General features: G+C 69.3%; 13 protein-coding genes and 1 riboswitch. Of the genes, 3 read left to right on the top strand and 10 right to left on the bottom strand.

The annotated features are described in order from the left end of the window. Positions 1–8 precede the first annotated feature (8 nt). The gene (locus tag ASC92_RS25500; protein ID WP_056521429.1) at positions 9–944 is read left to right on the top strand and encodes an ABC transporter substrate-binding protein; all 936 of its coding nucleotides are present in this window, start codon (positions 9–11) and stop codon (positions 942–944) included. Positions 945–969: 25 nt separating this feature from the next. Further along, entirely contained in the window at positions 970–1,503 is a 534-nt protein-coding gene (locus tag ASC92_RS25495) for an SET domain-containing protein (RefSeq protein ID WP_056521426.1), read from the top strand. Between the two features lie 12 nt (positions 1,504–1,515). Here the strand turns inward: ASC92_RS25495 and ASC92_RS25490 are convergent, their stop codons facing one another. The 9 genes from ASC92_RS25490 to ASC92_RS25450 form a co-directional block, all read right to left on the bottom strand. After that, positions 1,516–1,803: a DUF1090 family protein gene (locus ASC92_RS25490; protein ID WP_082519719.1), complete on the bottom strand. Its 288-nt coding sequence runs from the start codon at positions 1,801–1,803 to the stop codon at positions 1,516–1,518. A 104-nt stretch (positions 1,804–1,907) separates the two neighbouring features. After that, complete coding sequence (locus tag ASC92_RS25485; protein WP_268810484.1) at positions 1,908–2,354, bottom strand: vWA domain-containing protein; 447 nt, start codon at positions 2,352–2,354, stop codon at positions 1,908–1,910. A gap of 203 nt (positions 2,355–2,557) precedes the next feature. Continuing rightward, on the bottom strand, positions 2,558–3,613 hold the full coding sequence (locus tag ASC92_RS25480) for an ATP-binding protein (RefSeq protein ID WP_056521417.1): 1,056 nt from the start codon (positions 3,611–3,613) through the stop codon (positions 2,558–2,560). Continuing rightward, the gene (gene cobN / locus ASC92_RS25475; RefSeq protein WP_056521414.1) at positions 3,610–7,431 is read right to left on the bottom strand and encodes a cobaltochelatase subunit CobN; all 3,822 of its coding nucleotides are present in this window, start codon (positions 7,429–7,431) and stop codon (positions 3,610–3,612) included. Before cobN ends, ASC92_RS25480 begins: the two co-directional genes overlap by 4 nt. A 12-nt stretch (positions 7,432–7,443) precedes the next feature. Next, positions 7,444–8,511 (bottom strand): cobalamin biosynthesis protein CobW, encoded by a 1,068-nt coding sequence (cobW, locus tag ASC92_RS25470; RefSeq protein WP_056521411.1) that lies wholly within the window; start codon positions 8,509–8,511, stop codon positions 7,444–7,446. A 134-nt stretch (positions 8,512–8,645) separates the two neighbouring features. Continuing rightward, the gene (locus tag ASC92_RS25465) at positions 8,646–9,323 is read right to left on the bottom strand and encodes an energy-coupling factor ABC transporter permease (RefSeq protein ID WP_056521407.1); all 678 of its coding nucleotides are present in this window, start codon (positions 9,321–9,323) and stop codon (positions 8,646–8,648) included. 41 nt (positions 9,324–9,364) lie between these two features. Further along, positions 9,365–10,885 (bottom strand): PepSY domain-containing protein, encoded by a 1,521-nt coding sequence (locus tag ASC92_RS25460; protein ID WP_056521405.1) that lies wholly within the window; start codon positions 10,883–10,885, stop codon positions 9,365–9,367. A gap of 11 nt (positions 10,886–10,896) precedes the next feature. Then, a complete protein-coding gene (locus ASC92_RS25455) occupies positions 10,897–13,083 on the bottom strand; it encodes a TonB-dependent receptor (RefSeq protein ID WP_056521402.1) in 2,187 nt (728 codons plus the stop codon). Positions 13,084–13,208: 125 nt separating this feature from the next. Then, a riboswitch (cobalamin riboswitch) is annotated at positions 13,209–13,489 on the bottom strand. A gap of 85 nt (positions 13,490–13,574) precedes the next feature. Continuing rightward, the gene (locus ASC92_RS25450) at positions 13,575–13,796 is read right to left on the bottom strand and encodes a hypothetical protein (protein WP_056521399.1); all 222 of its coding nucleotides are present in this window, start codon (positions 13,794–13,796) and stop codon (positions 13,575–13,577) included. A 157-nt stretch (positions 13,797–13,953) separates the two neighbouring features. Here ASC92_RS25450 and ASC92_RS25445 point away from each other — a divergent pair, with 157 nt between their 5' ends. Then, the gene (locus tag ASC92_RS25445; RefSeq protein ID WP_056521396.1) at positions 13,954–14,358 is read left to right on the top strand and encodes a hypothetical protein; all 405 of its coding nucleotides are present in this window, start codon (positions 13,954–13,956) and stop codon (positions 14,356–14,358) included. A 14-nt stretch (positions 14,359–14,372) separates the two neighbouring features. Here ASC92_RS25445 and ybaL read toward each other — a convergent pair whose 3' ends face one another. Further along, positions 14,373–16,079 (bottom strand): YbaL family putative K(+) efflux transporter, encoded by a 1,707-nt coding sequence (gene ybaL, locus ASC92_RS25440; protein WP_056521393.1) that lies wholly within the window; start codon positions 16,077–16,079, stop codon positions 14,373–14,375. Between the last annotated feature and the right edge of the window lie 196 nt (positions 16,080–16,275).

Genomic DNA, 16,275 nt, shown 5'->3' with positions numbered 1-16,275 from the left:
CCGCCTCGATGAACTCCACCGCCCCGCCGCCCCCCGCCCCGCGCCCGCCGTTTTCCTCCGCCGCCCGCCAGATCGCGAAGGCCGCGGCCTTCGTGGCCCTGGGCGTCGGTTCGGTGGCGCACGCGGCGGGCATCCGCCTCGAAGACGACCGCGGCACCACGCTCGAGCTGCAGGCGCCGGCAAGGCGCATCGTGTCGCTGATGCCGTCGCTGACCGAAACCGTCTGCGCGCTCGACGCCTGCGACCGGCTCGTGGGCATCGACCGCCATGCCAACTGGCCGGTGTCGGTGAAGGGCCTGCCGCAGGTCGGCGGCATCGACGACGCGAACGTCGAGCGCATCGTCGCGCTCAAGCCCGACCTGGTGCTGCTGCGTCCGCGCAGCCGCGCCGCCGAGCCGCTGGAGCGCCTGGGCATCAAGGTGCTGGCGCTCGACGCCAAGACCCACGCCGACATGCGCCGCGTGATGGAAACCGTGGCCCGCGCCACCGGCCGCCCGGGCGCGGGCGAAGCCTTCTGGCGCAGGCTCGACGCCGGGCTGGACGCGGCCAAGGCCCGCGTGCCGGCCGGCTGGCAGGGCCGTCGCGTGTACTTCGAAGTGCACGGCGGCATGGCCGCGGCCAGCGAGAGTTCCTTCATCGGAGAGACCCTGGCCCGCCTCGGACTCGGCAACGCCGTGCCGGGCACGCTCGGCCCGTTCCCGAAGATGAGCCCCGAGTTCGTGGTGCGCGCCAATCCCGACGTGCTGATGGTGTCGGCCCTCGGCGAAATCTCTGCCATGGCTTCGCGGCCCGGCTGGTCGGCCATGTCGGCCATCCAGCGCGGGCGCGTGTGCAGCTTCGCCTTGGCGCGCTTCGACCTGATGATGCGCCCCGGCCCGCGGCTGGACGAAGCGGCCGACGCCATCGTGGGCTGCCTGGCCTCGCTGGGCGAGCCGAAGCCCTGACACCCGACGACTCATCCCTTCCGCCATGAAGCATCGCAAGCAAACCTCCTCCACCCCTTTCGTCCGGGTAGGCCCCAGCGGCGTGCACGGCCTCGGCGCATTCGCCACGCGCGACCTGCCGCCCGAAGCCTTCCTCGGCCTCTACGAAGGCCGCCGCTACACCAAGGCCGAGATCGCCACCAAGGTCTGGGACGACCAGCTCACCTACCTGTTCACGCTGTCGAACCACGAGACCATCGACGGCGCCAAGGGCGGCAATGCCACGCGCCACCTGAACCACTCGTGCGAGCCGAATTGCGAGGCCGTCGAGGAATACGACGAGGGCGGCGAAATGGTGCTGAAGTTCCAGACGCTGGTGGCCGTGGACTCGGGTGACGAGCTGTTCATCGACTATTCGCTGACGGCGGATGACGGCTCGCCGCCGTCGAAATACCCCTGCCATTGCGGCTCGCCCAATTGCCGCGGGACGATGCTGGCACCCGCGGAGACTGTGGCGGAGCAGGACGGCCCGGCTGCGACAACCGACCCGACGACGCCGTTCAGCGGCCTGCCGTGGTGACGCGGGCAGCGGTCAAGGCGACTCGCTCTTCAGGCCGCGCAGTTGCTCTTCGGCGTGACTGAGCTCCGAGCGGAGCGTGCGAATTTCCTGCTCCAGCTTTTCGATGCGCACTTCGCGGCTCTGCGCGGCCGCCGGCGTCTTGCAGCGCATCTGCAGTGCGTTCAATGTTTCGGCAAGTTCCCGGCGGCGCAGCATCTGGCCCCTGGAGCGGGCGAGGGCCATGTCACGCTCGAGCGCTGCCTCCTGCGCCTTGCAATTCCCGCCGTTCGATGGCTCCGCGGGTTGCGCGAAGGCAGACATTGTCAGGGTCGAGGCAAGGGCCAGGAAGCAGGGTTTCAGACGCATGCCGTACGGTACCCGAACTTCCCTGCGAGAGACTCGTCGGCCGTGGTGGTTCTGGCGATTCAGGCAGCCCGTTCCGCGGTGAGGTAGCCCGCCTGCCACCGCGTGGCGAGTTGCTGCGCACGGTGCAGGAGCACGCGCGCCGCTTCGAAATCGACCACGCAGGCGACGTCCGCGGCCTCGGGCCTTGCGGGGCTCTCGCTGCTGCGGCCATCGGTCAGCAGCCACAGCCAGCGTTGGCGCGACTCGCTCTTCTCCAGCAATTGCCCAGCGCGGTGCACGCCCAATGCGAGCGGCGTGCCGCCGCCGGTGGCAATCGGCGCGACCCAGTCGTCGTTCCAGGCACTGGCGCGGCGCGGTGGCAGGCGCAGTTCGACCATCTCGCCGGCAAAGCACAGCAGCGCCACGTGGTCGCGGCGCTGGTAGGCCTCCTGCATCAGCGAGAGCAGCAGGCCTTTGGCGCGCGCAAGGTTGCCGTCGTTGCGCATCGAGGCCGAGCAGTCGAGCAGGAAGCAATGCAGCGCGCCGCTGCGCGCCTGCTGCGGGCGGTGGCGCAGGTGCTCCGGGCGCAGATGGCCGGCACCGCGCGCTGCAAAGGTGCGCGGCCAGTCGAAGGCCGCGCCCTGCGCGGCGAGGCCATGCCATGCATCCCTTTGCGAGCCCTGCCTCCGGTCACCCTGGCGTGCGCCAGCGGGTGCGGCGTCCCGGAGGCTCAGGCTTTTTTTGGCACGGCCTGTGCGGGAGCGATCAACGGGCGCAGCGGCTTCACGCGCTCGATGCCAATGGGCTCAGGCGGCATGGCGCCCCAGTCCTCGTCTCCCGCGTTGTTCGTGGTGCCGTTCGGATTCGCGTCAGGCGTTGCGGCGCGATGGGCTGCCGATGGCGCAGCCTCGGCTTCGGGCTTGCGCCGGTGCAGCAGCACGGCTTCGGCCACGCGCTGCACGTGGCCGGTGGTGATGGCGCCCGCACCGTCCCAGGCCGCGAGCGCGCGAGCGGAGCGCAGCATCACGAGATCGGCGCGCAAGCCATCGACGTCGGCTTCGATGCACAGCGCACCGACCGCCTCATGCACCGCGTCGCCATACGGCAGCGCCGACGCATCGGCCACGAGCGCACGCGCACGGACCAGCGCGGCCGCCAATTCGGCTTGCGCCTGCGCATGCGTCGCGCGAAAGCCCTGCGGATCGGCATCGAAAGCCAGCCGCGCACGCACGATGGCCTGCCGCTCGGCCGCATCGCCGATGTTGCGCAGCTGCACGCACAGGCCGAAGCGGTCGAGCAGCTGCGGGCGCAGCGTGCCCTCCTCCGGGTTCATCGTGCCCACCAGCACGAAGCGCGCGGCATGCCGATGCGAGATGCCGTCGCGCTCCACCACGTTGACGCCGCTGGCCGCCGCGTCGAGCAGCGAGTCGATCAGCGCATCGGGCAGCAGGTTGATCTCGTCCACGTACAGCACGCCGCCGTGCGCGCGCGCCAGCAGGCCGGGCGCGAACTTCAGTTCGTGGCCGGCCAGCGCCTGCCCGAGGTCGAGCGTGCCCACGAGGCTTTCGAGGCTGGCGCCCAGCGGCAACGTGACGAAAGGTGCGCCCGGCAGCAGCTCGGCCAGCGCGCGCGCCGCCGTGGTCTTGGCGGTGCCGCGCGGCCCTTCGATCAACACGCCGCCAAGGCCCGGATCGACAGCGGCCAGCAGCAGTGCCTGGCGCAGCTGCGGTTGGCCCGCGATCGCGGCAAAGGGAAAAGGCACCGGCATCGGGGCGGCAGTGGTCATAGCGATAGTCCTTCCATCCGCTGTTCGTGGCCGAGCAGCAGGTTTTCCAATTGATCCTTGTAGTCGCCGGGCGATTGCCACAGGCCGCGCTGCATGGCCTCGAGCAGGCGACTGAGCATGTCGTGCAGCGCGCGCGGATTGTGCGCGTTCACGAAGTCGCGGGTGGCTTCGTCGAGCACGTAGGCGTCGGCGACCATCGCGTACTGGTGGTCGCCGACCACGCGCGCGGTGGCGTCGAAGCCGAACAGGTAGTCCACCGTCGCGGCCATCTCGAAGGCGCCCTTGTAGCCGTGGCGCTTCACGCCATCGATCCACTTCGGGTTGACCACGCGCGCGCGGATGACGCGGCTGATTTCTTCCTTCAGCGTGCGCACGCGCGGCGCCTGCGGGTTGCCGTGGTCCCCGTGGTACATGGCCGGCTGCCGGCCGCTCAGGTGGCGCACGGCGGCGGCCATGCCGCCCTGGAACTGGTAGTAGTCGTTGGAGTCGAGCAGGTCGTGCTCGCGGCTGTCCTGGTTCTGCAGCACGACGTTCATCGCGCGCAGGCGGAGCACCAGCGCGCCGGTGGCGGGCACGCCGTCGCTGCCCTGGCCGTAGGCGTGGGCGCTGCCACCGACATACGCCTTCGACAGGTCGTCGTCGGTCTGCCAGTCGCCATGATCGAACAGCCGTTGCAGGCCGGAGCCGTAGCTGCCGGGCGCGGAGCCGAACACGCGCCAGCCCGCCTGCGTGCGGGCGGCCTCGGGCGCCACGCCCTTCGCTTCGAGCGCTACGGCCTCGCTGAGGATGCGAGCGCGGATCGGGTTGCGCTCGGCGTCTTCGTCTTCCTGCGCGGCGACGGCCTGCACGGCTGCGTCGAACATCTGCACGGCATTGGGAAACGCGTCGCGGAAGAAGCCCGAGATGCGCAGCGTCACGTCGATGCGCGGACGACCGAGGCCGACCGTGGGCAGCACCTCGAAATCGACCACGCGCTGGCTGCCCGGCGCCCACTTGGGCCGCACGCCGATGAGCGCGAAGGCCTGCGCCAGATCGTCGCCACCGGTGCGCATGGTGGCCGTGCCCCAGACCGAGAGGCCCAGCGCCACGGGATAGTCGCCGTGCTCCTGCAGGTGCCGCTCGACCAGCTGCGCGGCGGACTTGAGGCCGAGCATCCAGGCGGTGGGCGTGGGAATGGCACGGGTATCGACCGCGTAGAAGTTGCGCCCGGTGGGCAGCACGTCGGGCCGGCCGCGCGACGGCGAGCCGCTCGGCCCCGGCGGAACGAAGCGGCCTTGCAGGGCGCGTGAAAGCTGCAGCAGCTCCTGCGTGCCGCAGGCGTCAAGCGCGGGGGCGAGGTCTTGTTCGACGCGGCCCATCACCGCAGCGGTATGCGGCATGCCGGACGGACAGGTGTTGTGCTCCAGCAGGCGCTGCGCCAGCAGCTCCAGCCGCTCGCGCGTATCGCCCTGATGCCGCCACGCATCGGTGCTCACCGATTGCAGCAGCGCGGGACGCGCGCCCTGCCACGGTCGTGCCGCGTCGATGTCGAGCGGGTCGAACGCCTCGCCCGGCAGCAGGTCTTGCGACAACGCGCCGAGCAGTCCGGCATTGGCGCCCGCACCGTCCGCAGCCGGATAGCGCGCAAGCGCCAGCAGCGTGTCGCGCCGCAGCCGCTCGCGCGGCGAGGCGCCGAACACATGCAGCCCGTCGCGGATCTGCGTTTCCTTCAGCTCGCACAGGTAGGCATCCACGCGCGCGAGCACCGCATCGTCTTGCGCGCCCGGCAGGCTGCCCAACTCTTCGACCAGATGCTGCGCCCGCACCGCCGCCAGGATCTGCGCGCGCAGCACCTTCGCGCGTCGCGCGTCGACCAGCAGCGCGTCGTAGTACTCGTCGACCTGCCGTTCCAGGTCCTGCATCGGGCCATGGTTCTCGGCACGCGTGAGCGGCGGCATCAGGTGGTCGACGATGACCGCCTGCGTGCGCCGCTTGGCCTGCGCGCCCTCGCCCGGGTCGTTGACGATGAAGGGGTACACATTGGGCAGCGGCCCGAGGATCGCGTCGGGCCAGCAGGCCTGCGACAGCGCGATGCTCTTGCCCGGCAGCCATTCGAGGTTGCCGTGCTTGCCGACGTGCACGACCGCGTCGATGGCAAATGCATCGCGCAGCCAGAAATAGAACGCGAGGTAGCTGTGCGGCGGCACCAGTTCGGCGTCGTGGTAGCTCGCATAGTCGGCCATGTCCAAAGTGCCCAGTGCACGCGCGGGCTGGATGCCGACGAACACGCGGCCCAGCCGCAGGCCGGCGATCATGAAGCGGTCGCGCCGCAGCATCGGGTCTTGCTCGGGCGGGCCCCAGCGTGCGGCGATGGCGTCGGCCATGCCTTCGGGCAGCGACGCGAGCCGCACGCGGTACTCGGCCAGCCCGTAGCTCTGCCACGCCGGCCGCGCGGCCCACTGAACGGGATCGTTCGCAATGCCTTCCTGCAGCTTGCGCATCAGCGCATTGCCGTCGGCAGGCATCGCGCCGGGTTCGCCCAGCGCATAGCCCTCGGCCGCCATCGCCTGCAGGATCGCCATCACCGAAGCGGGCGTATCGAGCCCCACGCCGCTGCCGATGCGGCCCTCGCTGCCCGGATAGTTCGCAAGGATCAGCGCGATGCACTTCTCGTTGGCGCGCAGGCTGCGCAACCGGCACCAGCGCCGCGCCAGCTCGGCCACGAAGGCGATGCGGTCCGGCTCGGGCTGGTAGCTGACCACCTCGGTTTGCGTGAGTTCACAGCGGTGCGACAGGCCCTTGAAGCTCACGGCGCGCGTGATGATGCGGCCGTCCATCTCGGGCAGCGCGATCTGCATGGCGATGTCGCGCGGGCGCAGGCCCTGGCTGTCGGCCAGCCAGTCCTCGCGGTTGCCGCCACTCACGATCACCTGCAGCACGGGTGCGTCGCCGGCCAGCGCGAGCGCTTCACCCTCTTCGTTCTGCGCGCCCTGCCCCAGCGCCGCAAAGGCCGTGGTGTTGAGCACCAGTTGCACGTCGTGCTCGATGCACAGCGCACGCAGCGTGGACAGGCACAGCGGGTCTTTCAGCGAATCGAGCGCCACCGGCAGCGGGTTGAGCCCCTCGGCGCTCAGCGCCGCGGCGAGCGCATCGAAGGCCGCCGTGTTGCCCGACAGCAGGTGCGAGCGATAGAACACCAGCGCCACCACCGGCGCGCCCGCACGCCAGCCGGCGCGCAGGTCGTCGATGCCGGCGACGGCATGCGCCGTGCCCATGCCTTGCGGCACATGCAGCGCGACCTGCGGCAGGCTGCGCGGCGGCAGCGGCGCTTCGCCATGGCCGAGGCCGTGGAAAGCCACCGCACGCAGGAACTGCATCGCATTGCCAGCGCCGCCGCTGCGCATGTACTGCCAAAGCTGGCGGCTCACAGCACGCGGCGCCGTGCTGCGCGCGAGCAGGTCTTCGTCTTCCTGCAGGTCGCCGGAAAACATGGCGAGTTGCTGGCCTTTGCGCTTGGCGAGCTTCTCGAGCTGCTGGATTCCGTAGGCCCAGGCCGATTCCGCGCCCAGGTGGTCGACCACCACCACGCGCGCATGCTGCAGCACCTCGTCGATGTACAGATCGAGCGAGGCCGGCTGGCGCAGGTGCATCAGGTTGGCCAGCCGCAGCGACGGATAGCTCGGGTCGGTGACCCCCAGCGCCGTGCGCGCGGCAGCGAGCAGCGCGAGCGTGGTGTCGGCCGAGCTGAGCACCACGATCTCGCCCGGCGTCTGATCGAGCCGGGTGACGACGCTGTCGTCCTCGACGAAACGTCCGGGCTGGGTGCTCAGCAGGTGCATCGGTTCAGGTGGTCAGGCCGCGACCGCACTCACCTCTTCCAGCGCCTTGCGCAGCGCGGCTTCGTCAAGGTCTTCGCCGATGAACACGAGGCGCGTGCGCTGCGCCTCGCCATCGCGCCAGCGGCGGTCGAAGTGGTGGTCGAAGCGGCGGCCCACGCCCTGCACCAGCAGGCGCATCGGCTTGCCCGGAATGGCGACGAAGCCCTTCACGCGGTAGATGGTGTGCTGCTCGACCAGCTGGCCCAGCACGGCCAGCAGGCTGTCGCGGTCCACGGGCGGCAGCTCGATCACGAGCGAGTCGAACTCGTCGTGGTCGTGGTCTTCCTCGTGGTCGTGGTGGCTCTCGCGCAGGTGGATGGTGGCTTCGGCCTCACGGCCCTGGCCCAGCAGCAGCGCGAGCGGCAGCCTGCCCTCGGTGGCGGCGACGATCTTCACTTCGGGCGGCAACTCTTCGCGCACCAGTGCCTCGACCTTCGCGCGCGTGGCGTCGTCCATCAGGTCGGTCTTGTTGAGCACCACGAGGTCGGCGGCCGAGAGCTGGTCTTCGAACAGCTCGTGCAGCGGCGATTCGTGGTCGAGGTTGGGATCGGCGCGGCGTGCTTCGTCGACGGCCTGCGGGTTTTCGGCGAACTGGCCCGAGGCGGCGGCCGGGCCGTCCACCACCGTGACCACCGAATCCACGGTGAAGATGTTGGCGATGTCGGGCCACTGGAAGGCCTGCACCAGCGGCTTGGGCAGCGCGAGGCCGGAGGTCTCGATGAGCACCGCGTCAAGCTCGCCGCGCCGCTCGGCCAGCTGCAGCATCACGGGCAGGAACTCTTCCTGCACGGTGCAGCAGACGCAGCCGTTGGCCAGTTCGTAGAGCGCGCCCGCACGCTCGTTGCCTTCGTCGTCGCAGCCGATTCCGCAGCCGCGAAGAATCTCGCCGTCGATGCCGAGCTCGCCGAACTCGTTGACGATCACCGCGATGCGGCGGCCTTCCGCGTTGCCGAGGATGTGGCGCAGCAGCGTGGTCTTGCCGCTGCCGAGGAAGCCCGTGACGATGGTGACGGGGATCTTGGCGTTGTTTGCTTGTGTCATGGAAAGGATCTTTCAGACGCCGCCGGCGATGACGGCGGCGCGATGGATGAGCGGCAGACGGGCGCCCGGCGGCGCACCGTCGAAGTGGGCCGCGACGCCCTCGGGGAAGAGAAAGCGCGTGCGAGGAGCGCGGATCAGACGCCGCCGTACAGGCGACGCTCGACGAAGGCGGTGCCCTGCAGCCGGCGCCAGGCCTTGGCCGCAGCCAGCACGCCCAGGTCGACCAGCGGTTCGACAAGCACAACGGTCATGTAGGCGGCGCCAAAACTGGCGATCTGGCCCAGATTCTCGAGCCCGGTACCGCGTCCGTACAGCGCCCAGAAGCCGACCCACACCACGATGCCGCCCTGGTAGGCCACCGACAGCTTGAAGGCCTGCTGGTAGCCGATGTCCACGTAGGCCAGCTTTTCGGGAACGATCCGCCGTGCCAGCGCGGAAGTTGCGAACAGCGGCACCAGCAGCGTGGTGACGTTCATGCCGTACTGCGGCAGGTCCTGCGGCTCGAAGAACAGGCCCTGCACGAGCAGCCCGCCCGCCAGCCCGATGGCCGCGGGCGCCAGCCCGAACACCAACAGCAGCGTGGTGCCCAGGATCAGGTGCACCTCGGACACGCCCACCGGATGGTGCGGGAACACCTCGAAGAAGCAGAACACCAGCGCCACCGCGATGGCGGAGCGCAGCACCAGCGCGGCGGGCCCGTCCTTCACGAGCATCTGGAACGCGACCTTGCCGGTGTAGGCAAGAGCGGCTGCCGCCGTCGCGTAGCTGAGGAAAATCTTGGATCCGTCGACGAGACCTGGTTCGATGTGCATCGAGCACCTCCTGAAATGCACCGCAGTGCGAAAGTTGATTGTTAGGCTATGGGCTTTGCTTGCGCAAGCCCTCGTTCTGAACGCCGAGGCGCGCGCCGCAACCGGCGCCAGCCGATCACCACGCCGCTGGCAGAAGCCACGGCGCCGACGATCGACAGCAGCCACATCACGAAATCCCACGCCGGCCGGTACTGGATGAGCCAGGGAAAGTCCAGGCTGTGCGCCGCGTTGAAGAGCCAGCGGCGCAGGCGCGAGTTGCTGTCGTTGCTGCCGACGACCTGCCCGCTGGCGGGGTCGATGTAGATCCAGCTGCGCGCGGGGTCGTCGAACTGAAGCCGCCATACGGGCACGATGCGCTCGCGGTGATGGCCGTACCAATGGAAGTCTTCGTGGGTCTGGAGCGTGGCCTGCGTGACGGCCGATCCGGGCCGCAGGTGCGGGGCCGCGCGCAGGACCTCTTCGCGGCTTATCGATGCAATCGCGCCGGTGGCGGCGTCGATCACGCGAACGTGGGCCTGCGCATCGCGCAGCTGCAGCAGCGGCTTGCCATCGAACCACAGCAGCACGGCTTCGCGCGGTGCGGCAGCGCCCTCGCCGGTCGGAAGCAAAGCCGGCGGCCACGGGAACGGCGATGTGCCGGCGCCCGTGTAGCGCGCCGTCGCCGCCGCATCGACCGGCCCGCGTTGGAACCAGCCGTTGGGGTTCATCGACAGCCAGCCGCTCACGATCCACGTCAGCACGAAGAAACCGCCGATCAGCCCCGCAATGTGGTGCCACGCCATCCAGCCGGAGTAAGGCGTGACCGCGCCGTTGCGGAACCGCCGCCGCAAGCGCACCCGCAGGATGCCGATGACGATGCCCGTCACGGCAGAGACGATGCACGCCGCCGACAGCCACACCACCACGTCGTGCCACAGCGGCGGATCGGCACGCAGCGGCGTGAAGTAGATCCAGTGCGGCACGGAGCCCAGCCAGTTCCAGAAGCGCTCCGGGCGCGTGGTGTCGCGCACCACCTCGCCGTTGCGCGAGGACACATACAGCTCGGTGCCGGCCGCGTCGCCAACCTCGATGCGGTGCAACGGGCGCAGCGGGTCCAGGCCCTGCGGCACGGTCCACTGGTCGCGCTCCAGCGTCTCGGCCCAATGCGCACGGGCATGGCCCGAGAAAGCCCGCGCGATGGCCTCGGCCTCCGGAGCATCGACCGGGCCGGGCACATGGTTGTCGCGCGCCGAGACTGTGTGCCGGCCGCCGCGCGCATCGACGATGCGCCACACGGGTTCGGGGTTGTTGCCGCCCTGCATCTCCAGCACCACGCGCTGCGGCGGCTGCAGCAGTCCATCGAGTGCGGCAATGGGCGACACCACCGCCTGCTCGAAGCGCAGCGGCGCGAGCCCCACCAGCCGCTCTTCGTCCGTGAGGTGGGGATACCCCACGTACATCATCACCACGCCCGAGCCGAACCACATGACGAACAGCAGGCAGCCGCCGATGCCCAGCCACCGGTGCGTCCAGTAGAGCCAGTGCCGGATGCGCGGCCAGGCGCGGCGCCATGCGGAAGTCATGAGGGCGCCGCTCAGAAGTTGACCAGCGCCGACAGCTCGAACGAGCGCGGACGGCCCAATAGCCACTGGTTGCCGCCGTTCGAGAACGACACCGGGTAGCGCCGGTCAGCCAGGTTGTAGGCACGCAGTGCGAGCTTCAACGATGGGTTCGCCTGCCAGCTCACCGAGGCGTCGGCCACGGTATAGGAGCCGATCTTGCGCGAGTTGGCCGAGTCGGCTTGGCGCGGGCCGACGTAGCGCACGCCGAACCCGGCCTCCCAATGCGGCAGGAAGCGCCAGTCGAGCCACAGGTTGGCCGCCTCCTCCGGTACGCCCGTGGGCGTGTTGCCCGCGCGCGAGACCAGCGACTGGCCAACCAGCTCATTGAAGTCGTCGTAGCGCGCACGCAGCTTGGCGATGTTGGCTTCGAGCCGCAGCGTGGATGTCAACGCCAGGTCGAGCGTGGCCTCGATGCCTTCGGACGACTGCTTGCCGATCTGCTGGGTGAGGGTCGGGTCGGTCGCGTCGCGCGAGAGCAGCTTGCTCTTCTCGATGCGATAGGCCGCCACGGTCCAGGCACCGCGGTTGTCTGCCAGCTGGCGCTTGTAGCCGACCTCGACCTGCCTGCCGGTGCTGAGGTCGAAGGCCGCTTGCGAGGCCGAAGTGGTCACCAGCGAGCCCAGCGGATCGGCCGCGCGCGCCACCTGCGCATAGAAAGACTGCGACGCATCGGGCGCATACACCACGCCGAGTCGGCCGGTGGCGTAGACGAAGGTCCTGTTGAAGTTGTTCGCCGCATTCCGTAGGTCGGTGCGCGCGATCTTCGCGTGGTCCCAACGCAGGCTGCCCACCACCGACCACTGCTCGTTGAAAGCCAGCTTGTCCTCGGCGAAGACGGCATGAGTGCTGGTCTTTGTCTCATAGTCCGACAAATAGGCCACGGGCGAGGCGTAGTAACCGGGGTTGAAGACGAAGGGATCGACCACCGAGCGGCCGCCATAGGGCGCGTCACTCGACCTTAGAAAGTCGATGCGATTCACGTCGAAGCCCACCAGCACCTGGTTGGCCAGGCCGAACAGACCATGCCTGAAGGTGGCGTCGGTGCGGTTGCCGATCTGCTCCTGGTCGTGGCCGATTTCCAGGTAGTCGCCGCGCGTCACGCGCCGCGTGGTGGCGTTGTAGGTGTAGGTCTCGCTGTTGCGCCAGTGGCGCTTGCTCTCCAACCGGTAGAGCTGGTTGCGCACGGTGACGGCGTCGTTGGGCGCCCACTGCGCGTCGAGCCGGGTCCACTTGTCGCGGTACTTGATCTCGGCGTCGTCCACGTTGTAGTTCTGGCGCAGCGTCTGGCTGCCCAGGCGGCCGTCGATCAGCGGCACGCCGTAGTAGCGCTGCGGCGACTGGCTGCCCTCGTCGTGCGACAGCGTGAACTGCAGCTGCGGCGACACGTCGAGCCGCACGGCCGCGCCCACGGCCAGGCTCTCGGCCTCCCCGCGCTGCATGAAACCGTCGGTGGCGCGGTGGCTGATGTCGAAGCGGTAAGAGAGCCTGTCATTGATCGCCCCGCCGCTGCCGAAGGCCACCTGGCGGGTGGCGTCGGAACCGAGCGTAATGAGCGCCTCATTCCGGATCGGGCCGCGCGTGGGCTTCTTCGGCACCACGTTGATCGCGCCGCCGATGGCGCCCTCGCCGTACATCACCGAGGCCGCGCCGCGCAGCACCTCGACGCGGTCGACCGACCAGGTGTCGAACGGAAAAGTGACAGTGCCTGCACCCGCGTACAGGCGTGTGCCGTCGAACAGCTGCATCACCGAGCCGTGGCCCGAGAAGCCGCGCGCGGCCATGGCTGTGCCGCCGTTGCCGGGGCCGGGCGAGCCAGTGATGCCGGTGGCGCGGGTGGCGGCGTCGATCACCGAGACGTCGCCGCGCGCGCGGATGGTGTCGCCCGTCAGCACCTCGATGCTGGCCGGCGTTTCCAGCGGTGTGAGGCCGAGGCGGCTGCCGGTCTGCGAGGGCTCGTCGATGGCCAGCGGCGTGTGCCGCTCGGCTTCGACCTGCACCGGCTTCAGGCTCTGGCCCCCGCCGGCCGCTTCATCCGGCGACTGTGCGAAGACTGCGGAAGGCCCGAAAGCCAGCCCTAACCCCAATGAGAGACCCGAAAGGCGCGCCCAACGCAGCGGCGTACCCATGCCATCGCGCGCCGGCGATGCTTGCTGACCCATTTGACTTCTCCTCCGGCCCGCGTCCCCGCAGGCTCCCGACCGATAGAGGACGCGGAAGAGGCGAAGGGACTGCTGTGGTCCGCGCGGGCGCGAAGCGGCAGGCCCGGACACGCACTCCCGCAGCGTCCGAAGGCGGTTGCGAAGGCCGGTATCCGGGCTCGCGGAGCGCCGCGGTGTGCTGTTGGATGGCACACCGCGGCCGAAACCCTCGCCTTCCCACGCCGATGCGCAGTGGCTGCCCGTGCCTGCGTGGAAGCAGACATGGGCGTGAGGGTTTCCAGATCCGCCGACCGTTGCGGGGGCAGCGCAGGAATTGACGCGTCAAGATCGACGCGGCGCACCTGCTTCCCGTTTAACCCCGTGGCCATCACATGGCGTGCGGGGCACCTTCGAACCGTGTTGCCCGGCGCAAGTCAGTTAATAAGAACTGACACACCAGGGCGGGCGGAATTATAGAGAGCGGCCTGCGGCACCGCGCCGCGCCGAGAACGTCAGGCGGGCTTCCCGTCGGGCCCGAACAGCCGCCGCAGCACGGCCACGCCCGCCACCAGCGCATTCGAGTAGGTGGCGTAGGGGTCCTGGGCGGCCTCCAGCGGCATGTAGACGTGGGAAGTTTCGCCCGGCGTGTCGTCGACCGCCTCCATCAGCACCCAATAGAACTCGCCCGCTTCCAGTTCATGGACGGTGAGTGCGACGTTTCTTGATGAGGACATGGAAGTGGGCGTGACAGGGATGGTCTGTTCTGAATGGCCGGCGAACCCATGCGGTTGACAGTGCTTTCGGGGTTCTCCTACAGAGCCCGGCCCGTGCGCGGCCTAATGTTGTAGTCAGGGATCTTCGAAGAACCTTCAAAAAGAGCCAGGAGGCATCATGAAGCATTTCACCCTTGAACCGAACATGCGATCGAGCATCGGCGGCGCCTTTTACCCGACCGGCTACTCGATGGTGATGTTTCCGAGCGCAGAAGATGCCAACCGCATCGGTCACCGCCTGATCGAAAAAGGCATGAGCGGGGACGAGGTCTACCTGCTTCCCGCGCAAACGGTGCTGGCCGAGATCACGCCGACCGTGAAAAGCTCCGAGGATCCGTTGCCGTCCGCCGGCACCGATGCCGCGACCGTACGCGCCTATACCAAGCTGGCGAACGAAGGCCACACGGGCCTGCTGGTCAGGACCCGCGACAGCGCGACGGCCGAACGCCTGATGGAGCAGGTGCGCACGGTGCCCTATTCCATCGCCCAGCGCTACCGCACGCTGGTCATCGAAGACCTCTGACGGCATGGCGGGCGTCAAGCGGGCACGGCCATCGACACGGCGCGCTGGACCACGTCGCGCGCCATGGCCTGGGCCAGTTCCTGTTCGCCCAGGAACACGGTGGCGGAGGTTTCCTGCGTGAGCAGCCGGGCCTCCTGCTCGTTGTGGCTGCGGATCACGGTCTGGATGGAGGGGTTGAGGGTGCGTGCCGTCTCCATCATCTGGCGCACGTTCATGGCGTCGGGCGTGGCCACCACCAGCACGCGGGCGCGCGCGATGTGCGCCTGGATCAGCACGGCCGGATCGGCCGCGTCGCCCCACACGGCCGGCGTGCCGGCCTCGCGCAGCTTCTCGACCAGTTCGCGGTTTTGCTCGGCCACCACATACGGGATGTCATGCGCGTCGAGTTCGGCGGCTATGCGGCGCCCGACGCGGCCGTAGCCCACGAGCACCACCTGCCGCGAGAGGTATTTCGCGTCGGTGGTGGTGGGCAGTTCGGCCAGCGGGTCGTCGCGAGATTCGAGCCCGCGCGCGAAGGACGAACGGGCATGCAGCCATTTCTGCATCGGCACGATCAGGCTGAACCACAGCGGGTTGGTGGCAATGGAGATCAGCGCGCCCGCCAGCACCAGGCTCTGTCCTTCCACCGGCAGCAGGCCCAGCGACACGCCCAGCCCGGCCAGGATGAACGAGAACTCGCCAATCTGCGCGAGGCTGGCGCTGACGGTCAGCGCGGTGCCCAGCGGGTAGCGGAACACCAGCACCAGCGCGCAGGCCGCGAGCGACTTGCCCAGTACGATGACGAGCACCACGGCCAGCACCTGCAATGGCCGGTCGATCAGCACCGAGGGATCGAACAGCATGCCGACCGACACGAAGAACAGCACCGCGAAGGCGTCGCGCAGCGGCAGCGATTCCTGCGCCGCGCGGTGGGCGAACTGCGACTCGCGCATCACCATGCCGGCGAAGAATGCGCCCAGCGCGAACGACACGCCGAACAGCGCCGCCGAGGCGAAGGCGATGCTCACGGCGGCCGCCACCACGCACAGCGTGAACAGTTCGCGCGAGCCGGTGCGCGCGACCTGCCAGAGGATCCACGGGAACACGCGCCGCCCGACCACCAGCATCAGAGCGACGAAGCCGCCGACCTGCAGCAGCGTAAGGCCCAGCGTCTGCCACAGCGGATCGCCCGGCCCGGCCTGCGCACTCTGGCCGCCCAGCGCACCCGCCAGCGGCGGCAGCAGCACGAGCACCAGCACCATGGCCAGGTCTTCGACGACGAGCCAGCCGACGGCGATGCGGCCGGTGAAGGAATCGAGGATGCCCAGGCTTTCGAGTGCGCGCAGCAGCACAACGGTGCTGGCCACCGACAGCGCCAGCCCGAACACCAGCGCCGCGCCGAGGCTCCAGCCCCACCATAGGGCGAGGCCGCCGCCGAGCAGCGTGGCCACGGCGATCTGCGCGAGCGCACCGGGCAGCGCGATCTTGCGCACGGCGAGCAGGTCGTCGAGGGAAAAATGAAGGCCGACGCCGAACATCAGCAGCATCACGCCGATTTCGGCGAGCTGCGCGGCAATGCCTGCATCGGCCACGAAGCCCGGTGTGAACGGGCCGATGATCACGCCGGCCAGCAGGTAGCCGACCAGCGCCGGCAGCCGCAGCCTGGCCGCCAGGAACCCGAGCACGAGCGCCAGCCCCAGGCCGGCGGCGATCGTGTTGATAAGGGAGACGCTGTGGGGCATCGCTGCATTCTGCAGGAACGATGTCTGCCCTTTTATTTCACACGGCCTTCTGGTGTTTGCGTTTCGGCGCTCTTGTTCGGGGCGCGTGCGCAGGCCACCGGGTACTCCCCTCCGCGAATGTCCCCCGCTTCGCTCCTCCTTTATTTCGCTGCGGGGAGCACCCGGTGCCCTGTGCACGATGGGCGCGGCTGTCGTT

The sequence above is a fragment of the Variovorax sp. Root411 genome, from assembly GCF_001425205.1.
In the GTDB taxonomy this organism is placed as follows: domain Bacteria; phylum Pseudomonadota; class Gammaproteobacteria; order Burkholderiales; family Burkholderiaceae_C; genus Variovorax.
The sequence above is the reverse complement of the archived record's forward strand: the minus strand, read 5'-3'. Positions and strand labels throughout refer to the sequence as shown.